Here is a 21,621-nt window from a genome sequence, read left to right as displayed (position 1 = left end):
GGTGAGCGGCCATGATGACAAATGCAAAGTGAAAAAAGGAGAGATTAAATAATGAATATTGATAAAAAAGTGGAAAACGCCATAAAAGAAATACAAAGAGGAAGTGACGAAATAATAGGACTTGAAAGAATAAAAGAACATCTTAAAAACTATTTTGAAAAAGGTGAAAATTACACCATAAAAGCCGGATTTGACCCGACTGCCCCGGATTTGCATCTTGGACACACGGTACTCCTGCAAAAACTGAGGGTTTTTCAAAATTACGGCGCTATCGTTCAATTTTTAATTGGTGATTTTACAGCCCAGATAGGAGACCCGAGCGGAAAAAACAAAACAAGAAAAATGCTGACACCCGAAGAGGTTAAAAAAAATGCCGAAACATACAAAGAACAGGTATTTAAAATCTTGGATAAAGACAAAACCAAAGTTGTTTTTAACTCAGTTTGGCTCAACGGACTCGGTGCAAAAGGATTAGTCGAACTTACCACAACATACACGGTCGCAAGAATGCTTGAGCGTGATGATTTTGAAAAAAGATTTAAAAACAATGCCCCTATCGCCATAAGCGAATTTATTTATCCACTGCTCCAGGGATATGACAGCGTTGCACTTAAAAGCGATATTGAAATAGGCGGGACAGACCAGAAATTCAACCTTCTTATGGGAAGAGGGCTTCAAAAAGTATACAATGTAGGCAAAGAGCAAAGCGTAATAATGATGCCTCTTTTGGTAGGACTTGACGGAATTAATAAAATGAGTAAATCTCTTGGAAATTATATAGGAATAACCGAAGATGCAAATACAATTTTTGCAAAAGTTCTTTCAATAAGCGATGAGTTGATGTGGGATTGGTATGAGCTGTTAAGCAACAAATCAATTGAAGAAATTGAAAACTTAAAAAACGAAGTAAAAAACGGAAGAAACCCAAAAGAAATTAAAGAAATGCTTGCAATTGAAATAGTTGACAGATTTCACGGAAACGGAGCCGGAACCAAGGCAAAAGAGCATTTTGACAAAGTTCACAAAAAAGGTGAAATTCCCGAAGACATACCGACATTTGAATTAGATCCTACTGATGTGGTCGGTGCACTTACACAAACAAAACTGGCCTCTTCAAAAAGTGAGGCGAGAAGACATATAAAAGGCGGCGGAGTCAGAGTAAATTCTGAAAAAATAAATGACAATATAAATTTACAAAACGGGGAATTTATACTTCAGATAGGAAAAAGAAAATTTGCAAAAGTGAGAATCAAATGAAATTAAAGCCTTTTAAAATAGGTAAATGGGAAATAAAACATCCTATTATCCAAGGCGGTATGGGACTTGGTATCAGCTGGGACAAACTTGCCGGAAATGTAAGCAAAGAAGGCGCTCTTGGGGTTATAAGCACTGTCGGTACAGGATATTATGAAAACAAAAAATATGCAAAAGAACTGGTAGAAGGAAGGCCTTTAAATGAAAAAAATTTTTATTCCAAAGAAGGTCTGATTAAAATTTTTGAAAACGCAAGAAAAATATGTGGGAGTAATCCGCTTGGGGCAAATGTGTTATATGCCATTAACGATTACGGAAGAGTTGTAACCGATTCATGCATTGCCGGGGCCAATATAATAATAACAGGGGCGGGGCTTCCGACAGATATGCCGGAATTTACAAAAGATTTCCCTGATGTTGCGCTTGTGCCTATAGTTTCCACTGGAAGGGCATTCAGACTGATAGCCAAAAGATGGGAAAAAAGATATAAAAGAATCCCTGATGCGGTAATTGTGGAAGGGCCTCTGAGCGGAGGACACCAGGGATTCAAATATGAAGACTGCTTTAAAGAAGAATACCAGCTTGAAAATCTGGTTCCGGATGTTAGGGAGGAGGTCGACAAATGGGATAAGAATATTCCTATTATTGCGGCCGGGGGCATATGGGATAAAAAAGATATTGAAAAATTTTTAAATTTAGGTGCAAACGGCGTTCAGATGGGGACTAGATTTGCACTCACGTATGAATGTGACGCAAGTGAAAACTGGAAAAAAATACTTTTGAATGCAAAAAAAGAAGATATTGTTTTAATGAAATCACCTGTCGGATACCCGGCAAGGGGAATCAGAACAAAACTTATTGAACTGGTTGAAAAACAAAAAGGGCCAAAAATTAAATGTATATCAAACTGTGTTTTTCCGTGCCACAGAGGTGAAGAGGCAAAAAAAGTGGGGTACTGTATTGCAGACAGACTTGCGGACGGATACCTCGGTGATGAAAATTTAGGACTTTTTTTCAGCGGTGCTTACGCATATAAAACCGATAAATTAATTCATGTAAAAGATTTGATAAAAAAGCTCACTCAAGAATGAAATTTATTTTGATATTTCTTTTTTCTTTTCTTTTCGCCTGTAATACCTCTTCTGTAAACAACGCATACAAAGATTATTACAAATATCAGCGGCTTTATATTTCCTCTATACTTGACAATAATAAAAAACAGGAAATAAAAGCCCTTAAAAACTTGATTGAATGCGGAAAATATCTGAATTTTGACGTAAAAGAATATGAAAACAAATATAAAAGACTCCACCAAAAACCAAAAGTGATAAAAAAATCAAAAAAAGAACATATTACACCGAATAACAGACCAAAAAAAAATTATATAAAAATTATATCGTCAAATCCGTTTATAATTACTTTACCGGCCAATAAGGTAAAACATTTTATTTTAAAAAAATATATTAATGTTTTCGATATTCCAAATGCTGTTATTTCAAAACCTTTTTCAAAAAAAATAAAAAATATCAAAATAAAAACGGCGCAGTTTAATAAAACTACAGTAAGAGTGGTTATTTATTCAAAAAAAATCAAATATAAAATAGGAAATAAAAAATTAATTATCTATTTAACGAACAATAAAAAACAAAAAATGAAAACACTTGTTATGCCAAAAGCATTCAGACAAAAAATAATAGTAATTGACCCGGGACACGGGGGAAAAGACAGCGGGGGAATAGGAATAGGTCACAGAATGGAAAAAATAGCGGTTTTGAAAATAGCAAAATATTTATATAACGATTTAAAAAAAATGGGTTATATTGTATATCTGACCAGACACGGAGATTATTTTATACCCTTAAGAGAAAGAACACATTTTGCAAATACCCATCACGCGGATTTGTTTATTTCCATTCATTGTAATATTACGCCCGATCATTCTTTAAGTACAAAAGGGGTGACAACGTATTTTCTCTCCCCTACCCGCGACAAACGTTCCATTGCGGTGGCAAAAATAGAAAACAAAGGGGTTAAAGGTCTTAATTATCTTGACCAAAATGTAATTTTGGGGTTTTTAAATCATGACAGAATAATAGCGTCTCAAAAGTTTGCCATAGACGTTCAGGCGGGGGTTTTATATTCATTAAGAAAAAAATACAAAGACGTTATAGACAGAGGTGTGAGGCCGGCCCCATTTTGGGTGTTGGTCGGAACCCAAATGCCTGCTATTCTCATAGAGACAGGTTTTTTAACAAACCCTTTGGAAGCCAAAAGACTTTTTGATCCTACTTATGAACAGTATCTTGCAAAAGGAATCGCAATAGGGATATATAATTATTTCAGAAAAAATCCTTAAACTATGGGCTCAAATTCTTCTTTTTTAAAATTATAATTATAAACTTCACCTGTCTCAATTATATAATACCATCCCAATATATTAAGTTTTCCCTGTTTATATCTCTTTTCCACAAACGGATAGGTTGTTAAATTGTCTATCTGTTTTAAAATATTCAAATGCTCTATTTCCCATTCCCTAAAAGCAGTATCTTCAATATGTTCCACACTTTTTTTCACATCATCAAGCAGACTCAGCCATTTTTTAACAATAGGAAGCTTGTTTAATTTTTTTTCATCATAAAATAGAGCCTTTAACCCACCGCAGTTGCTGTGCCCGCAAATCACAATATTTCTGACTTCCAAATACTCTACCGCATATTCAAGAGCACTTGCCGTGCATTTATAAGCGGCTTCTTCGCTGGCCTGATACGGCGGAATAACATTTGCAATATTTCTTACTACAAAAAGTTCCCCCGGAAGTGCTTTTGTTATAACGTTTGGCACCACCCTGCTGTCGCTGCACCCGACAAAAAAAGTATGGGGATTCTGGCCTTTTTTTAATTCATTAAAAAGTTTTTTATGGGATTCAAAATCCTCTTTTTTAAATTCTTTTACCCCCTGAAAAAGTTTAGTTGCCATTTTTTCTCCTTTTTTTAATTTTATTCTCCAAGAACGTATTCAAGCTCATAAATATTATTTATGATATATTCAAAATCTTCCAGATTTTCATTATCGGAAGCAATCAGCAGTTTGTCGTTTTCCTGAATTTCCGTATCGGGGCTCGGCATAAGAATAATATTCTCACCCCTTTTCAAAAGCAGATAAACAATATGTAAAAGTTCGTTTCTGTTTGCCCTTGATTTTCTAATATCGCCTAATGTAATTTTTCTTTTTTGAAGTTTTAACATAAGGGCGTATGCATTCTCTTTATTTATTGTGATTTCGTAATAAAGAGGGTCGTCCCCCGCTATGTTTCTTAACATATTAACTATTACCTCGGCCCAGCTGTTTTCTTTTTTTCTTATTTCATTAATAAAAGAGTCCACCAAAGGCCTGGAAATATTTGTAATTGTATATTCGGCCGTAATTTTTTCCAAAACATAGATTCTGTCAATTTTAGCAGCCTGAAAAATAGTAATATCATCCAGGGAATTTTCCCTTGCAATAGTATATATGGACGGATTTAATTTTTTTGCTTTGTTAATAATAGTTAAATTCAATAAATCGTTATTGGTAGCGGCGATTATAGCCTGTGTATTTTTAATATCTAATTTTTCAAGTAATTTTCTGTCTTCTTCATCTCCGAAAATTACCGTTCCTTTTTCTTTTTCATAATCTTCTGTTTCTATTTTTAAAATATCAAACTGCATATTCGCTCTTTTTAATCCGTTTTCCAAAGCCTGTCCCATCCTTCCGTATCCGCAAATCAGATATTTGCCTTTGGGTAAAAAATCATTTTTTTCCAACATTAATTTATGCCCGAAAGCCCAAAGTTCCAAAAGCCATATATACGGTTTGGTGAGATTCAGAAAAATCCTTTCTGAAATTATTTTAAAAGGATTTTTAATATATTTAATCCCAAGTGATTTATAATAATTCTCCTGACTTTTTGAAGTGGCTTTTACAATTAAATCAACATTTGGATTTAATAGTTTACATATTGTGGCTATTTGCATATTTTTTGCATCATTTTCAAAAAGAGATATAACGCCCCTGCAGTATTTTGACTCTATTCCTGCATATTTTAAAATAATTTCATTTGTAGCGTCTCCGGCAATAGCAGGCACAATCGGATTGAAATTTTCCAAATTCAGTTCATCTGTTTTAACTTCACTTTTGTCTATAACAACAAATCTAAAATCTGAATTGTTTATAATCTCTTTTGTAATTCTGTTATATCCCAAAACAATAAAAAACTCTTCCCTTAAAGATTTTACCTGTTTAATAAATTTTCCTATATTAATAGCCTTTTTAAGTGATTCGTCCTGAATCAGCGCCACAATGGTTCCTATTGCATAAAACCATCCAATAACCGTTAAATATATTGAAAAAGTCACCCACAGTTTCTGAGGATATGTAAAAGCATACGGACCTTCCCCGAATCCTATGGTAGTAGCCATATAACTTACAAAATAAAACGCATCGAAAAAATTAAGATGATAAATATGCCCCTGATTATCCACCGCAGGAATTAACATAAGCCCTGTTATAGAAATGGAAAAGGTAAGCAGTAAAACCAGAAAAGGAGCCCTTAATTTTTTTAAAATAATCCAGATTGCCTGATTGTTCATTTTTATCTTTTTGACTTAATGGTATCCGCCATAAACAAAATAACAGAAACAATATTAGCTAAGAGTGCCCCTCCGGAAAGAGAAACAATGGTTACAGCTGTCAAGTGATACAGCCCATACAATGGAAGAGAGTATAAGCTGTAAATCGGCAACAAGACTTGTGGCCAGTAAAACCGCACCGAGCTGTGTTTTATCACCCAGTTTCATTGTCGTGGCGACTAAATTTACAATAATTGCAAAAAAGAGCTCCCAGGCGCTGTGCTGCTCGATTACAGTGGGGTCACCGTAAAAAAACCCGAAATTGATGGTCATGGCAAGTATAAAGAAAAATCCGGAAATAATTTTATACATATTCATTTGCAACCTTTTTTATTTTCTATTATTATCATACTCTTTCAGATAAAAAAGGTCGTTTTTTATTAATTTTTATTTAATTTTTTGTAACTTTTTGTAACAGTTTTTCTACCGTAGCCACAGTTTTTTGAATTGATTTTATATTTACCCTTTCTCTTACTGAATGCGGATTTTCTATGACAGGACCTATTGATGCCATGGAAACGTCTGGAAATTTATTTTTAAGCACGGCACATTCAAGCCCGGCGTGTATAACCTTAAAATCAAAATTTGTAAGTTCTTTTAGCATTTCGGCAAGCTTGCTGATTTCAGGTTTCCATGCAGGATATTCTCCTTCAAATTTAATTTCAGCCCCTCCTGCTTTGGATTTTAAATATTCTTTTACCTCATCTAAAGCTTCATTTGAATTGGCACGCAGGGAGAGGGTTATTTTTTCATTTTCAACTGTTGCTAAATTAATTGATTTATTTACGACATTAAATTCAAAGTCATATTCCAAAACCCCGTGAGGCAGATTTTTTAAAAATTTTATATAATCCCCGTCAAAAATTTCTGTTTCTCTGCCGTAACTGTTTTCAAAAAATTCTTTTGCCTTCGCGCTTTTGGCAATGGAGTTTCTCCTTTCCCCTCCCCTAATTTCCGCAACTTCATTTACATCAAAAGCCAGCTCTTTAATGGCGTTGGGTATATTTTTGTGTATATCAACCCCGCTGTGACCACCTGGGAGATTATCTATACTGATATCGGCTAAAAAGCCTTTCTTTTTTACCCTCTTTAAAGGATAGTTTATAACAGCGTCAACCCCTCCGGCACATCCTATATAAATATTTTCATCTTCACTGTCAAGATTAAGAAGATATGGGGAATTAATTTTAAGTTCTAAATTAAACGCCCCGATAAGTCCTATTTCCTCGTCATTAGTAAAAAGATATTCGATATTTTTATATTTTTTCACTAAAAAAAGCATAATTGCCACACCTATTCCGTTATCAGCCCCGAGTGATGAGTTTTTAGCACATATCCATTCTCCGTCACTTTCAATTTCAATATCCGGAGCTTTTCCAACACATACCATATCTATATGGGACTGTAGACAAATAACAGGTTTTTCACTGAAAGCCAAAATATTTCCCGCTTTATCCACTTTTACACAATAACCCTGTGTTTTTGCATATTCAATAATAAATTCTCTTAATTTTTCTGTTTTACCGCTGCAATGGGGAATTTTTGTTATTTTTTCAAATATTTTAAGCACTTCCATTTTTATCCTTTGGTATAATTTAAAAAAAGGTTTTTTTATGAAATATCTATTGATTATATTACCATTTTTTTTCCTTGGATGTGTAAATAAAGAGGGAGTTTCTTTGAATTATTATCCACAGTGTCACGAAAATTACGATTTATACGGGGTTTATCATAAAACATGTGATAACAATATCTATTATTTCAAAAAGAAAAAGAAAAAAATATGTCTAAACTGCAATTAATGGAGAATGTATAATGGATAATAAATTAAATATTGAAGATATACTAAAAGAAAGGGGAAATTGGTTTAACTGGAAAAATATAAAACCGATATATGAAAAAGTAGCCAAGTTTCAAGTTCCAAGCTCCAAGTATATATTAGATGATGTAATTAAAATTGAAACTGAAAAAGATGATAAAGAAATTTTAGAAATTGCAAAAATGCTAAAACCCTGGAGAAAAGGACCTTTTAAAATAAATGACATTTTTATAGATACCGAATGGAAAAGCTATATAAAATGGAATATTATTAAGCCTTTTTTAGATTTAGAAAATAAAGAAATTTTGGATGTCGGTGGGAATAACGGATATTATGCCCTCAGAATGCTTGAAATGAACCCAAAAAGCATAGAAATATTCGACCCGAGCGCTTTATTTAACCTTCAGTTTGAATTTATAAATAAATTTGTAAAAAGCGATATTAAATACAGACTTCTTGGAGTTGAACATATTCCATTTTATTCTAAAAAATTTGATGTTATTTTTTGTATGGGTGTTTTATACCACAGGCCAGACCCTATTACAATGCTAAAAGAGCTAAAAAAAGGACTTAAAAAAAACGGAGAGGTTATTTTGGATACCCTTATTATTGAAGGAGAAGAAGAAATCGCCCTAAGTCCCGTAAGATATGCAAAAATGAAAAATGTCTATTTTATACCTACTTTAAAAGCACTTTATAACTGGATAGAAAAAGCAAAATTTAAAAATATAGAATTTTTAGGGAAAAGATACACAACTACCGAAGAGCAGCGAAAAACTGAATGGATTGAAGGCGAAAGTTTAAATAACTTTTTGAATGTTGACCAGACCAAAACAGTAGAAGGGTATCCACCCCCCTTGCGCGTATATTTAAAACTGAAAAATTAATTTTCTGGCGAACTTTTATAAACTAAAACACACTTTATGATAAATACTGTTCCAAAATCCATAACTTCTCCTTTTTTTAAAGATATAGTAAAATTATACAAAAAAGGAATTAAATGTCAAAACATTTAACCCATACAAAAGAATTAAAAAAGCAAGAAATATTACAAATTTTCTCATATGCGAAAAATTTCCTAGATGAAAAAAAAAGAGACGATTTAAAAGGTAAATTAATTATAAATATTTTTTTTGAAAATTCCACCCGTACAAGAAGCAGCTTTGAAATAGCAGCTAAAAGACTGGGAGCGGATGTGGTTAATTTAGACGTGGCAAGGAGTTCAACCGCAAAAGGCGAAACTTTATACGATACCGCTGCAAACCTTGATGCAATGGGGCCTGATGCAATAGTGGTAAGACACAACCGCTCAGGCGTTCCAAAAATACTCTCACGTTATGTTAAATGCTCCATTATCAATGCGGGTGACGGAGCCCACCAGCATCCCACCCAGGGGCTTCTTGATTTGTTTACACTGCTTCAAAGATGGAATTCACTTGAAGGCAAAACAATATCAATCGTAGGGGATATCAGAAATTCAAGGGTTGCAAATTCCGATATTGAACTGTTTACAAGGTTTGGGGCAAATGTTATTTTAGTGGGTCCCCCTCAGTTTTTACCAAAAACACATTTAAAGACCACGTATAATTTAAAAAAGGCAATTGAAATCAGTGATGCGATAATCAGTCTTAGAACCCAGACTGAAAGACACCAAAACGCCACATTTGCTTCACTTGAAGATTACGCCCAGAATTTTAAAATTACCAAAAAATTAATTAAAGATAAAAATATCTTTATAATGCACCCGGGGCCTGTTCACAGAAACATAGATATTGATGATGAAGTGTTGAGAGATAAAAGATGTTTGGTGCTTGAGCAGGTAAAAAACGGTGTTGCGGTGAGAATGGGAATACTTAAATATTTATTAAGTTAAATAAGTGATAGGTAAATGAAATTTTTTTTAATAGATTTTAACGGAAATATTTTTATTGATGAAGTTAAAAATTTAGACAATATCTATTTTACTTTTCCTCCATTTAAACTTCTCCCTAAAAAACCGGTAAAAAAAGAACTTATTTTTAAAAAATATCCGATAAGTTTTGATAGATACAAAAAAGCTTTCAATGAAGTAATTGAAGAAATTAAAAACGGAAACACATATCTTTTAAACCTTACATTTCCTACAAAAATTCAGACAAACTGGGATTTATTAAGCATATTTTACTGGGCAAAAGCCCCTTTTAAATTATATTTTAAAAATAAATTTGTATGTTTTTCTCCTGAAAGATTTATAAAAATAAAAAATAACAAAATATATACATACCCTATGAAAGGTACAATTGAAGCCCATATTCCACAGGCAAAAAAACTTATATTAAATAATGAAAAAGAGATGGCCGAACATACCATGGTTGTAGATTTATTAAGAAATGATTTAGGTATTATTGGAAAAAATATAAAAGTAAATAAATTCAGATTTATTGACAAAATAAAAGCAGGAGATAAAGAACTTTTACAGGTTAGCAGCGAAATCGAAGCGACATTAAATAACTGGCAGAAAAACTGGCTTGAAATGATTTTAAAAATACTTCCTGCCGGCAGTATAAGCGGCACACCAAAGAAAAAAACCGTTGAAATTATAAAAAGGATTGAAGGTTACGAAAGAGGTTTTTATACCGGAATTTTTGGGATTACTGATGAAAAAACATTTCTTGAGAGCGCCGTAATAATTCGTTATATTGAAAAACCCAATTCACCACTCACTACTCACCACTCACCACTCACCACTCACTATTCACTACTCACTACTCACTATATATATAAAAGCGGCGGCGGAATAACAATAGACAGCAATATAAAACAAGAATATGAAGAGATGATTAATAAAGTTTACATTCCGCTTTAAAAAAAGAAAAAAAGGAGAAAATTAGCAAGAGTATGAAGTTATAAATTCATACGGATGCGGTCTTCCCTCAATTGGAATAATTTCTGTTTCGTATTTGTAATCAATATATGTTTTTATAAATTCGTCGCTGAATACCTGTGTTCCGTCTTTTAGTTTTGCTTTTAAAAAGCTATCGGGATTTTTAAGCTCGTCTTCAACGGCATAAATAGCTTCTCTTAAAGTCGCTGGAAGTGTTCTTATTCCCCTTTCTTTGATTTCATCAAGACTAAGTTCAAACAAATCTTCATTTAAAGGCTCTTTTGCCGCATCATAAATTTCAAGATTATTTTTGATTCCGTCAAGTCCGGCCAACATCATTACAGTAAATGCCAAATAAGGGTTTGAGGTACTGTCAGGGAATCTGAATTCTGTTCTTACAGATTTTTCACCTGCACCCCACGGAATTCTACAGCTTGCACTTCTGTTTTTTGCACTGAAAGCCAAAATATTAGGCGCTTCAAATCCAGGCTGAAGTCTTTTGTATGAATTCATAGATGCATTTGTAAACGCAGCAACCGCATTCGCATGTTCAAACACACCCGCTATATATTTTTTAGCCACATCGCTTAAATGTGCATATCCGTTGGCGTCATAGAAAAGATTTTTACCGTTTTTCCATAAAGACTGGTGCGTATGCATTCCGTTACCGTTATCCCCGTATAAAGGTTTTGGCATAAATGTGGCTGTTTTTCCGTTTAAATGGGCAACCATTTTTACAACATATTTAAGTTTTTGTACATTGTCCCCAGCTTCTACCAATGTTCCGAATTTAACACCTATTTCTCCCTGAGCCTGTCCGACTTCATGGTGAACAACAAATGTTTCAAGTCCTACTTCTTTTAAAACTTTTACCATTTCAGCTCTTAAATCCATCATAGAATCAACCGGTGGCACCGGAAAGTATCCGCCTTTTGTTCTTGGTCTGTGACCGATATTTAGTTCATCTCCAAAATCTGCATAATCATTCCATACACCTTCGCTTGAATCAACTTCGTAGCACTGGGAGTTGATTTCATCTCTGATAATTACGTTATCAAACACAAAAAATTCATTTTCAGGACCGAAATAGGCCGCATCCGCAATACCCTGCTCTTCCATATATTTTAATGCGTTTTTTGCAATGCTTCTAGGACATTTTTCATATGGAGTCCCGTCTGTATTTAAAACATCACAAAAAACAACCATTGTAGGGTCAGCTGTGAAAGGGTCCACAAAATGTGTTCCTATTTCAAAATCCGGTTTTAAAATCATATCTGAATTGTTAATAGGCTGCCATGCCGGAATTGAACTTCCGTCAAAAGGAATACCGTGTGTCAACACTTCAGCATCAATGCTGTCTATATCATAAGCCACATGATGCAAAATCCCTTTTATGTCTGTAAATCTGAAATCGATAAATTCTATCTCTTTTTCTTTGCATTCAGTTAAAAATTTTTTTGCGTTTTCCATTTGCTCTCCTTTTTTGTTTTTAGTATTATACTTTAAATAAAATTTAAAGTGAAAAAATTTTTTGTATAAATTTTAATCAATGGAGAAAAAATGGAATTTATTGAAACAGTTTTAGTTAAAAACGGAAAAATTCAAAATTTAGATTATCATTTAAAAAGAATGGAAAAAACGATTAAACATTTTTTTAAAAGTGAAACGTTAAAAGTGAAAAGTGAAAAGTTAAATTTTGATAAATTAACCAACGCAAGAGTAAGAATAACATATTCATATGATGGAATAAGAAATATTGAAGTTTTTCCGTTTAAAAAAAGAAACTTTAGAAAATTTAAAATTGTAGAAATTGGTTTTAATTATCCTTTTAAATATAAAAACAGAAAAGCATTTTCCATTCTCCACTCTACATCTTCCATTGATTTTGATGAGTTTATTTTAGTAAAAAACTCCCTTATAACCGATACCACCATTTCCAACCTGGCATTTTTTACGGGAAGTGAATGGATAACACCGAAATATCCTTTACTAAAAGGCACAAAAAGGCAGGAGCTGCTTGAAAAAGGATTAATAAAAAAAGAAAATATTCATATTTACGATTTGCCTTATTTTAAAAAGATGGCAATGATTAATGCAATTTTGGGATTTAAGGAAATAAATGAATTTGATATAATTAGATAAAAAAGGATAAAAATGAACTGGGATTTAAGTGCACTATTTAATTCAATACCCGAAGCCGAAGAATTTTTAAAAGAGGCTTCTTTCAGGGCGGCGGATTTTGAAAAAAAATATAAAAACAGACTTTATACATTATCCGCCGATGAATTTATTGAGGTCTTAAAGGAATACGAAGATATTCTGGAAAATATAGGAAGAAGTTTAACTTATATATATCTTATATTTGCAACCGATACAAGTAAAGGGAGTTTTTTATCAAAATTTCAGGAAATTGCCACAAAAGCACAGGAACATCTGGTTTTTTTTGAGCTTGAATTTATTCATCTCCCTATTGATAAACAGCAAAAATTTATTGATAATTCGGGAATTTACAAATATTATTTAATTCATTTGCAAGAAGAAAGTTATTATAAACTAAGTGAAAAAGAAGAAAAAATATTAATGAAAAAAGATTTGACAAGCTCTTCGGCGTTTTCCAGGCTATTTGATGAGCATTTAAGCAAACTTAAATTCTTTTTTGACGGCAAATATCTGAGCGAAGAAGAAATATTAAGCAAACTCTATTCACCTGAGAGAAATGAAAGAAAAAAGGCACAAATCGCCCTTACACTCGGACTCAAACCCCATCAGCATATTTTAGCCTATATTTACAATCAGATAAAAAAAGACTGGAAAATAGAATATGTGGAAATCAGGGGATATGAAAACATCGAAGCTCCGAGACATTTAAGTAACAGAGTTTCTAAAAAAAGTGTTGACGCTTTGGTTAATACGGTTAATGAAAACACATGGATTGTGGAAAAATATTATAGTATTAAAAAACAGCTCCTCGGTTTAGATAAACTTTACGATTATGACAGATACGCCCCTTTGAATATAAAAGAAAAAGAAATTACTTTTGATGAAGCCAAAAATTTGGTGCTTGAGAGTTTCAAAGATTTTTCGGACACTTTTTATGAAATTGCCAAAAAAGCGTTCGAAGAAAAATGGATTGACGTATATCCAAAAGAAGGCAAAAGAGGAGGTGCGTTTTCCCACTCGGCCACACCAAAAGCGCATCCGTATGTACTTCTTAATTTCACTTCCCAAAGAAGGGATGTATTTACGCTTGCTCACGAATTAGGCCATGCAATTCATCAGTATTTGGCAAGGGAAGCAGGATATATCAATCAGGACACACCCCTTACAACGGCGGAGACTGCAAGCATCTTTTCTGAAATGCTTTTATTTGAAAAAATTAAAAATTCCCTCACTAAAGAAGAATTAATCGGGGTTTATGCAGGTAAACTCGAAGACATTTTTGCCACACTTTTTAGACAGATTGTATTTACAAATTTCGAAAGAAAAGTACATGAAGCCGATGAATTATCCGAAGAAGAATATAATAAATTATGGATGGAAGAAAATAAAAAAATGTTTAAAGAGAGCGTAACACTTACCAAAAATTATGAAATCTGGTGGAGTTATATCCCTCATTTTATTCATTCCCCGTTTTACTGCTATGCTTATTCTTACGCCCAGCTGCTTGTTCTTACACTGTTTAAATTATATAAAGACGGATTTAATAATTTTGAAGAAAAATATATTAAATTCCTCTCACAGGGAGGAAGCATACCTCCGAAAAAACAGCTGGAAATGTTTGATCTGAATATAGAAGATGAAAGTTTCTGGCAAAGCGGAATTGAATTTGTAAAAGAGATGTTAAACGAATTTGAAAGGCTTATAGATGATAATTGAAGCACGGGAATTTAGAAATTTAAAAACAAAACATGCAAAAGAAATTTTATCTCTTTTGCTTGAAATAAACAGACCTTTTAATATCTTATGCTCTTTAAACGGCATAAACTTTAATCCTGCTCTTCCGGAATATATCTCAAGTGCATTTAAAGAGGTAATAATATTTACTTTGGCAAATTATACACTCGAAAGTTCATATATCGAAAATGAAAAATTAATTTTCGAAGCCGGATTTGGAGAAGAGAATTTCGGAAGTGTTGTAAGCGTTCCTGTTGAAAATATTATTCAAATAACCGAAGGGGAAAACCCTCTTTTTATAAATATTGCCGCCACGCTTCCAAAACCGCAAAAGCCGAAAAATCCGTTTGCAATGAATCCGAGAAATAAAAAATTTATTGATGAATAAAATTTAAAATAGCTTCTATTTCTTTTGCTTTTTCCCTGTATGCAACATATGTTTTTCTTTTTAGATTCATATCTTTTATTTTTGAGGCAAACAGTTTTTTATTTTTAAGCTCCCCTTTGATAACCGATTTCGAAATAATGGAAACTACCTGCTCGGATGAATTTAAAACCGTGTATTTTAAAGCTGTGGAATTATGAACAACGCTTATAATATTTAACGTATCGCACTCAAATTCCTTAGCTTCAAACATTTTTTTCACAAACTCCCTTGTGGAGGAATTGGGCTCCCTGCATATCATTTTATATTTTTTAAGTTCATCAATACTTATTTTGGGAGGAAGCGGTTTATTGGAAAAAACAACCAGTTCGTCTTCTATCCATTCTTCATAAAAAAGAGAGTTTTTATTTTTTTTGGTAACAAACGCCAAATCCAGAGCTTTTTTTTCCACATCTTCCAATAATTCATTATTGCTTTTAATAATCAGATTAATATCTTTGTTTATTAAAGACTGAAAATATTTAATACACTCAGGCAGATTATAATTACCGACAGTAGGGGATGCGCCTATCAAAAAAGGTGTATCCATTTTTTTGAATTCTTTAATTTTATTTTCAAAATTATTTAAAAATTTTTCAAAATCTCTGGCATATTTTAAAAATTCCTGACCTTCTTTTGTAAGCAGAACACCCGTTTTTTTTCTTTCAAAAAGACTCACACCCAAAAAATCTTCCAAAATTCTTATCTGCTGTGTAACCGCCGGCTGGGAAATCCCCAAAACCCTGCTTGCTTTTGAAAACGAAGACTCTTTGTAAATAACCAAAAAAGTATATATTTTGTCCAAATATTTAATGCTCATACTTTTCCTTTAAATATAATAAAAAATTATAACATAATAAAAATTAAATTATAAATTAATTTTTTATTTTTTTATAAAAATTTGTTATAATTAATAAAAAAAGGCAAATTTTGTATTTTTTAGAAGAATTAAACGAAGAACAGAAAAAAGCCGCAACACATATCGACGGGGCATTACTGATACTTGCGGGTGCCGGAAGCGGAAAAACAAAAACGCTTACAACGCGCCTTGCTTATCTGCTCTCTTTGGGAATAGACCCCGCAAACACACTCACACTCACTTTTACAAACAAAGCCGCCGCGGAAATGAGAGAGAGGGCTTTAAACATGGTCGGAGAAAACATAGCACATCCTCCGCTGCTCGTAACTTTTCATAAATTCGGACTGATGTTTTTAAGACTGTATATATATTTATTAAAAAGGGATAATAATTTTGTAATAATAGACACGGACGACCAGAAAAAAATAATAAAATCCATCTCCAACGATCTGCCGGCAAATTTTATCAGTAAAGAAATAAGTAAATATAAAAATTCCTTTCTTAATCCGGATGAGGTTTTTTCGCTTGCAAACGACACCACTTATAAAAAACTCGCTTATATTTATGATAAATATCAAAAATATCTGCTTGAAAACAATCTGGTTGATTTTGACGATTTACTGCTTTTACCTTTTGACATTTTACATAACAATGAAGATTTATGCTCCGAAATTTCAGACAAATATCAGTATATAATGGTGGATGAATATCAGGATACAAATGAAATACAGCTTCTTTTATTAAAAAAACTCTGCATTAATCACAATAATATCTGTGTGGTTGGAGACGACGACCAGTCAATTTACGGATTCAGGGGGGCAAACCACAAAAATATTTTAAATTTCGAAAAAGACTTCAGGGCAAAAGTCGTCAAACTTCAGATAAATTACCGCTCAACCAATCAAATACTCGAAGCAGCCAATAATTTAATAAGCTACAATAAACAAAGATACGGTAAAAAACTTATTTCGGCAAACGGAAACGGAGACGGTGTTGAAATAATTGCCAGCTACAATGAAATAGCCGAAGGAGAAGAAATAGCGAAAAGAATAAAAAGGCTGATTGAAAACGGGGTAAGCCCAAGGGAAATAGCCGTTCTTTACAGAATTAACGCACTTTCACGCTCAATTGAAGACGCTCTTAGAAGTTACGGCATAGTTTACAAACTTGTCGGAGGTATGAAATTTTATGAAAGGGAAGAAATAAAAGATTTAATAAGTTATCTAAGACTTATAGTAAATTCCCATGACGAATACTCTTTTAAAAGAGTTGTAAACAAGCCCAAAAGGGGTATAGGAAAAGCCACAATACTTAAAATTGAACAAAGAAAGGGCGATAAAAGCTATATTGAATTTATAAAAGAGGACAATCTGGAATTTTTGAGTAAAAAAACAGCCAAATCATTAAAAGATTTCGCATCTTTTCTTGAAATGCTTTCAAAACAAAATATTGATGAAATTCCTGAGATTCTGGAAGAAATTATTGATTTTAGCAATTCTTACAAAGATGAAGACAAAAAAAGAAATGTTGAAGAATTTTACGGAACAATGAGGGATAAAAAAGATTTGAATATAAGAGAATTTTTAAACGAGCTTTCCCTTGAAAGCGACCAGGACAAAATTACCAATGAAATGATAAACGTAATGACTATCCATGCAAGTAAAGGATTGGAGTTTGACCATATTTTTGTTATAGGTTTGGAAGAAGGATTTTTCCCGCTTAGCGATGCTGATATAGAAGAAGAAAGAAGACTTGCTTATGTAGCATTCACAAGAGCCAGAAAAAAACTGACATTATCTTACACCCAAAGCAGATATGTAAGAGGTTCAAGAAGCCATGTCCAAAAAAGCAGATTTTTAACTGAAGCAGGCTTGATTAAAGGAGAAAGGGTAAATTTAAAAGAAAGCAGCGGAATAAAAAACGGCACCCTTGTCAAACATAAAGTATTCGGAACCGGAAGAATCATAGGAATAAATAAAGCGGGAAACAAAACAAAACTTAAAATAGATTTTGGTGGAAGTGTCAGGGAAATATTAAGCGACTTTGTGGAAAAAGCGTAAAAAATAGTAAGTAGTGAAAATGGTGAGTAGTGAGTGCAATAATTTGTTGTTTGTGGCTAAAAAACCAAGTTTCATAAGTTCAAACAAATTTTTAAATCAATTAAAAAGAAAATACGGCATTAAAAAAATGGGATTTTCCGGAACGCTTGACCCGTTTGCATGCGGCAGCCTTATTATTGCCACGGGTCAGTATACCAAACTGTTCAGATTTTTAAAAAAAACTCCAAAAACATATATTGCTTCGTTATTGCTCGGAGCCTATTCCCCCACCCTTGATATAGAAAAAATTGAAAAAATTGAAAATGTTGAAAAATTAGAAATTGAGAAAATAAAACAAGTTTTAAATTCATTCAAAGGCAGGCAATTTCAGTCTCCGCCCCGTTACTCAGCAAAAAAAATAAACGGGATTAGGGCATATAAACTAATGGAAAATGAAAAATGGAAAATGAAAAATGATGAATTTTTGGATAAAGAAATTCAAATAAAAATTTTTGACATAGAGCTAATTAATTATTCACATCCGTTTATTACGTTTAAAGCAAGTGTAAGTGAGGGGACGTATATCCGAACGTTAGGATATGATATTGCCGAAAAATTAGGAACTGTTGGAAGCTTAACATATCTTGAAAGAGTAAATGAGGGTAAATTTTTTTATGAATGCGAAAAAAAATTAAATCCTCTTGAATATTTAAATGTAGAAGAAAATTTTTATTTAAATGATATAAATAATTTGTTACTTGGTAAAAAATTAAATAAAAATGATTTTAAAATTCAAAAAAACGGTATTTATTTTGTGACATATGATAAATATTTTGCTATTATTGAAATTAACGAAGAAGTAAAATATATCTTAAACAGGATTGAATTATGTTAGTAATATCAAGAAAAGAAAACGAAAGAATAAAAATAGGAGACGATATTGAAATTGTAATAGTTTCAATAGATAAAAATCAGGTTAAAATAGGAATCCAGGCTCCGAGAAATAAAACTATTTTAAGAAGCGAACTGATTGAAGAGGTGAAAGAGCAGAATTTAAAAGCGGCAGGTAATAAATTAGAAGATATTAAAAATCTTTCAAAGGTTATTAATGAAAATTAAAGCATATGCAAAAGTAAATATATTTTTAAAAATAGTGGGATTTGACGGATATTATCATCTGTTAAAATCAAGATTTATGAGGGTAAAAAATCTATATGACGAAATAGAAATAGTTGAAGCTGATAAATTTAATATTGTGGGGGATATAAACTGTGTTTTAAGAGACAACAGTGTATTCAAAGCCTATGTTGAATTAACAAAAACCTATCCCGAGATTAAAAAATTTTTTATTGGAAAAGAAATCAGAATCCATAAAAAAATTCCCGAAATGGCGGGACTAGGAGGAGGCAGCAGCGATGCGGCCGCATTTTTACTTTTGGCAAACAAAGCTTTTAATTTAAACCTATCCACCAAAGAACTGGTTGAAATTGGTAAAAAAATAGGAAGCGATGTCGCTTTCTTTTTATATGATGTGGACACGGCAAATGTTTACGGAAGGGGCGAAACAGTTGAACCGGTTGAAGAAAAAAGTTTTGACATAGAAATTTTTACACCTCCCGTTGAATGTTCAACCCCAAAAGTCTATAAAACCTATAAAGAAAATTTTTTCAATCCCAAAGACAGCGACTTTGACAAAATTTCCACACAGAAATTATTATCATCAAAACACCCTGCTGAGCTTAATGATTTATTAATGCCGGCTCTTACAATTTACCCTGAACTTAACAAATATAAAGATTTTGGATTTTTCAGCGGAAGCGGCAGCAGTTTTTTTAAAATTCCCGGAGAAGGGAATTAATTAAAACTGGTCTAAAATAACAGGTTCTTTTACTTTTCCTGCTTTCTTCAAACCTTTGAATCCTCCAAACTCTGTAACTTTGTTAACAACTGAATATCCTGAATTAAGCCATCCGTTGATACCGCCTCTTAAAACATAAATGTTCTTTTTAGGAAAATTAAACCATTTAACAAGTTCCGCTCCGGCCAATACCGCCCTGTGGCCTGTTGCACATACAAAAACATAAACATTATTTTTTTTCAAACCGCCCATTGCTGCATAAATGGCAACATCCCCTCTTGGATATTCGTCATAATCCGGCCAGTCTATTTCTCCGCCTTTCATTTCGTCAACGCTTCTTACATCAACAATTGTAAAATCTTTGTCTTCATCAATCCATTTTTTAAGCTCATCAGGCGTAATGTAATTTATATATTTTTCATAATAATGGCATTCAGCATTGAATTTTTTAACCATAGGGCCTGCACCTTTTATAGTGTCGGCAAGTTTAAAAGTGTGTGCAAACATAAAAGAAGCTGCAATTAATGATAATCCTAAAATTCTTCCAAGTTTCATTTTATTCTCCTTAATTTGATTTTTATTTCATAATGAATTATAATTCATAATGAATTTTAAAAATGTCAGGAGTCTGACAAAAAAGGAATTTTATGCCAAATTGCAGAATATTGATAGAATCAAAAGATATAGAAAAAATTTTGAAATCAGACTATTTTGACAATATTCCCAAAAGATATCTTAAAAAAAATGAAATATGTTTTCCAAATAGCGAACGTATTTTAATTATTAAAAAAGGTAAAATCAAAGTAACATATTATAATAATGAAAAAGAAATAACGCTATATTATCTATGCAAAAACAATATGGCCTACTGTAATCAAAACAATATAATAAAAGCAAAAGAAAACAGTGAATTTTATTTTTTAAAAGCAGATGAATATTATGAATTATTCAAAGACCCTAATTTTTGTAATTTATTATTAAATTCTTTAACCAAAAACATAAATATAGAAAGGGAGCTTATATTTGATTTGGCATTTAAAACCTGTTCCCAAAGGGCAATTGAATTTTTAACATCCGCCGCAATAGCCGCTGGGGAAAAAACACCTAAAGGTTTAAAAATAAATTTAAACTGTACAATCGATGAATTCGCCACTTTCTTGGGAACTTCCAGACAGACATTATCGATGTTTTTAAATATGCTTATAAAAAATAATATCATGGAAAAAAAAGGTCAAAAAACATTTTTTATAAAAGATATAAAAGCTCTAAGAAATTTCAAATTTTAAAATTAAACAAATCGTTTTTCTTTTGAATATTAAATTTTTGAAGTTTTTTAATTTTTTGCATTTCATGTGAAAGTTTTTCTTTTTCTTTTTTCAGAATTTTTACCGCTTTTTTAATATATGCATTAATCTCTTCAGCCTCTTCAATGGAAGAAAATGTAATATCTTCTTTTACTAATTTTTTTAATTTATCAAAATCTTCATTAATTACAGCAATTTTCAGCTCATTCAAATAATTTTCCATCTACTCCCACTTTCACAATTCACAACTCACCTTCCTAACTTATCCCAGTTTCTTCTTTCCAGGCTTCAATTAAACCTTTTAACACCCTTATTACGTCTTCAAGATATTTTTCGTCATTTTCCAAATTTGCTTTTGCCAATAACTCCAGCTGATATCCGTAAAGCCCGTTTAAATAATATGCGATATCTCCTCCGTTTTCATAGTCAAGAGAATTAATAAGTTCTATAAATATATTTGACACTTTTATAATATATTTAACTTTTTTCTCTATATCTCCCTCTTTTATGGCTTTTTTTGCAAAATTAACAAATCTTAATGCTCCTTCATAAAGCATAAGAACCAGTTTTTCAGGCTTGTCAATTTGAACATTCATTTGATTATAGCTTTCAAGGGCTTTATTATATGTCATTATCTATC

At 32.2% G+C, this 21,621-nt stretch carries 23 protein-coding genes and 1 pseudogene; 15 read left to right on the top strand and 9 right to left on the bottom strand.

The genetic code is table 11. The features are described 5' to 3' along the window. Positions 1-51 precede the first annotated feature (51 nt). Genes tyrS through DZ65_RS0106535 form a run of 3 tightly spaced genes read left to right on the top strand, consistent with a single transcriptional unit; the run spans position 52 to position 3,610 of the window. Positions 52-1,257, top strand: coding sequence for a tyrosine--tRNA ligase (tyrS, locus tag DZ65_RS0106545; protein WP_035907202.1), 1,206 nt, complete (start codon positions 52-54; stop codon positions 1,255-1,257). Next, entirely contained in the window at positions 1,254-2,345 is a 1,092-nt protein-coding gene (locus DZ65_RS0106540) for a nitronate monooxygenase (protein WP_024791403.1), read from the top strand. The genes tyrS and DZ65_RS0106540 overlap by 4 nt, the downstream gene beginning before the upstream one ends. Next, positions 2,342-3,610, top strand: a complete 1,269-nt coding sequence (locus tag DZ65_RS0106535) for an N-acetylmuramoyl-L-alanine amidase (RefSeq protein ID WP_024791402.1) — start codon at positions 2,342-2,344, stop codon at positions 3,608-3,610. The genes DZ65_RS0106540 and DZ65_RS0106535 overlap by 4 nt, the downstream gene beginning before the upstream one ends. On the opposite strand, the gene DZ65_RS0106530 is transcribed toward DZ65_RS0106535, so the two are convergent. The 4 genes and pseudogenes from DZ65_RS0106530 to DZ65_RS0106515 form a co-directional block, all read right to left on the bottom strand. Then, positions 3,607-4,230: a carbonic anhydrase gene (locus tag DZ65_RS0106530; RefSeq protein ID WP_024791401.1), complete on the bottom strand. Its 624-nt coding sequence runs from the start codon at positions 4,228-4,230 to the stop codon at positions 3,607-3,609. The two genes, DZ65_RS0106535 and DZ65_RS0106530, sit on opposite strands and share 4 nt — an antisense overlap. Before the next feature lie 20 nt (positions 4,231-4,250). Continuing rightward, positions 4,251-5,882 (bottom strand): TrkA family potassium uptake protein, encoded by a 1,632-nt coding sequence (locus DZ65_RS0106525; protein ID WP_024791400.1) that lies wholly within the window; start codon positions 5,880-5,882, stop codon positions 4,251-4,253. Between the two features lie 2 nt (positions 5,883-5,884). Continuing rightward, a pseudogene (locus tag DZ65_RS10020) lies at positions 5,885-6,239 on the bottom strand (DUF6394 family protein). Positions 6,240-6,312: 73 nt separating this feature from the next. Next, entirely contained in the window at positions 6,313-7,497 is a 1,185-nt protein-coding gene (locus DZ65_RS0106515) for a M20/M25/M40 family metallo-hydrolase (protein WP_035908202.1), read from the bottom strand. A 37-nt stretch (positions 7,498-7,534) separates the two neighbouring features. Between DZ65_RS0106515 and DZ65_RS10580 the strand changes: the two genes are divergently transcribed. The 4 genes from DZ65_RS10580 (at position 7,535) to DZ65_RS0106500 (ending at position 10,585) form a co-directional block, all read left to right on the top strand. Further along, positions 7,535-7,723, top strand: coding sequence for a hypothetical protein (locus tag DZ65_RS10580; protein ID WP_084021922.1), 189 nt, complete (start codon positions 7,535-7,537; stop codon positions 7,721-7,723). Positions 7,724-7,736: 13 nt separating this feature from the next. Beyond that, complete coding sequence (gene cmoB / locus DZ65_RS0106510; protein WP_024791398.1) at positions 7,737-8,627, top strand: tRNA 5-methoxyuridine(34)/uridine 5-oxyacetic acid(34) synthase CmoB; 891 nt, start codon at positions 7,737-7,739, stop codon at positions 8,625-8,627. Positions 8,628-8,740: 113 nt separating this feature from the next. After that, entirely contained in the window at positions 8,741-9,613 is an 873-nt protein-coding gene (locus DZ65_RS0106505) for an aspartate carbamoyltransferase catalytic subunit (RefSeq protein ID WP_024791397.1), read from the top strand. A 15-nt stretch (positions 9,614-9,628) separates the two neighbouring features. Continuing rightward, complete coding sequence (locus DZ65_RS0106500) at positions 9,629-10,585, top strand: aminodeoxychorismate synthase component I (RefSeq protein ID WP_024791396.1); 957 nt, start codon at positions 9,629-9,631, stop codon at positions 10,583-10,585. A 21-nt stretch (positions 10,586-10,606) separates the two neighbouring features. Here DZ65_RS0106500 and glnA read toward each other — a convergent pair whose 3' ends face one another. After that, the gene (gene glnA, locus DZ65_RS0106495) at positions 10,607-12,073 is read right to left on the bottom strand and encodes a type I glutamate--ammonia ligase (protein ID WP_024791395.1); all 1,467 of its coding nucleotides are present in this window, start codon (positions 12,071-12,073) and stop codon (positions 10,607-10,609) included. 90 nt (positions 12,074-12,163) lie between these two features. On the opposite strand from glnA, the gene DZ65_RS0106490 reads away from it, so the two are divergent. Genes DZ65_RS0106490 through DZ65_RS0106480 form a run of 3 tightly spaced genes read left to right on the top strand, consistent with a single transcriptional unit; the run spans position 12,164 to position 14,885 of the window. Then, a complete protein-coding gene (locus DZ65_RS0106490) occupies positions 12,164-12,745 on the top strand; it encodes an aminotransferase class IV (RefSeq protein ID WP_024791394.1) in 582 nt (193 codons plus the stop codon). 12 nt (positions 12,746-12,757) lie between these two features. After that, the gene (locus DZ65_RS0106485; protein ID WP_024791393.1) at positions 12,758-14,479 is read left to right on the top strand and encodes a M3 family oligoendopeptidase; all 1,722 of its coding nucleotides are present in this window, start codon (positions 12,758-12,760) and stop codon (positions 14,477-14,479) included. Beyond that, the gene (locus tag DZ65_RS0106480) at positions 14,469-14,885 is read left to right on the top strand and encodes a hypothetical protein (RefSeq protein WP_024791392.1); all 417 of its coding nucleotides are present in this window, start codon (positions 14,469-14,471) and stop codon (positions 14,883-14,885) included. Before DZ65_RS0106485 ends, DZ65_RS0106480 begins: the two co-directional genes overlap by 11 nt. Here the strand turns inward: DZ65_RS0106480 and DZ65_RS0106475 are convergent. After that, positions 14,872-15,741, bottom strand: coding sequence for a LysR family transcriptional regulator (locus DZ65_RS0106475; protein WP_024791391.1), 870 nt, complete (start codon positions 15,739-15,741; stop codon positions 14,872-14,874). The two genes, DZ65_RS0106480 and DZ65_RS0106475, sit on opposite strands and share 14 nt — an antisense overlap. Before the next feature lie 107 nt (positions 15,742-15,848). Here DZ65_RS0106475 and DZ65_RS0106470 point away from each other — a divergent pair, with 107 nt between their 5' ends. From DZ65_RS0106470 to DZ65_RS0106455, 4 genes are read left to right on the top strand one after another with little or no spacing between them, the layout of a single operon-like run. Then, positions 15,849-17,840 (top strand): UvrD-helicase domain-containing protein, encoded by a 1,992-nt coding sequence (locus DZ65_RS0106470; RefSeq protein ID WP_035908197.1) that lies wholly within the window; start codon positions 15,849-15,851, stop codon positions 17,838-17,840. Positions 17,841-17,859: 19 nt separating this feature from the next. Further along, positions 17,860-18,714, top strand: a complete 855-nt coding sequence (truB, locus tag DZ65_RS0106465) for a tRNA pseudouridine(55) synthase TruB (protein ID WP_024791389.1) — start codon at positions 17,860-17,862, stop codon at positions 18,712-18,714. Next, positions 18,708-18,938 carry a carbon storage regulator CsrA gene (csrA, locus tag DZ65_RS0106460; protein WP_024787833.1) on the top strand — a complete coding sequence of 77 codons (231 nt, stop codon included), beginning with the start codon at positions 18,708-18,710 and terminating at the stop codon, positions 18,936-18,938. Before truB ends, csrA begins: the two co-directional genes overlap by 7 nt. Beyond that, complete coding sequence (locus DZ65_RS0106455; protein WP_024791388.1) at positions 18,928-19,677, top strand: 4-(cytidine 5'-diphospho)-2-C-methyl-D-erythritol kinase; 750 nt, start codon at positions 18,928-18,930, stop codon at positions 19,675-19,677. The genes csrA and DZ65_RS0106455 overlap by 11 nt, the downstream gene beginning before the upstream one ends. On the opposite strand, the gene DZ65_RS0106450 is transcribed toward DZ65_RS0106455, so the two are convergent. Next, entirely contained in the window at positions 19,678-20,232 is a 555-nt protein-coding gene (locus DZ65_RS0106450) for a rhodanese-like domain-containing protein (protein WP_024791387.1), read from the bottom strand. A gap of 92 nt (positions 20,233-20,324) precedes the next feature. Here DZ65_RS0106450 and DZ65_RS10405 point away from each other — a divergent pair, with 92 nt between their 5' ends. After that, positions 20,325-20,963: a Crp/Fnr family transcriptional regulator gene (locus DZ65_RS10405; RefSeq protein ID WP_024791386.1), complete on the top strand. Its 639-nt coding sequence runs from the start codon at positions 20,325-20,327 to the stop codon at positions 20,961-20,963. On the opposite strand, the gene DZ65_RS0106440 is transcribed toward DZ65_RS10405, so the two are convergent. Continuing rightward, entirely contained in the window at positions 20,953-21,204 is a 252-nt protein-coding gene (locus tag DZ65_RS0106440; protein WP_024787828.1) for a hypothetical protein, read from the bottom strand. The two genes, DZ65_RS10405 and DZ65_RS0106440, sit on opposite strands and share 11 nt — an antisense overlap. Before the next feature lie 34 nt (positions 21,205-21,238). Then, positions 21,239-21,613 (bottom strand): flagellar export chaperone FliS, encoded by a 375-nt coding sequence (fliS, locus tag DZ65_RS0106435; protein WP_024787827.1) that lies wholly within the window; start codon positions 21,611-21,613, stop codon positions 21,239-21,241. Positions 21,614-21,621 lie beyond the last annotated feature (8 nt).

The organism is Lebetimonas sp. JS032 (assembly GCF_000523315.1).
Lineage (GTDB): Bacteria > Campylobacterota > Campylobacteria > Campylobacterales > Nautiliaceae > Lebetimonas.
This window is presented reverse-complemented; position numbering and strand designations above follow the sequence as displayed.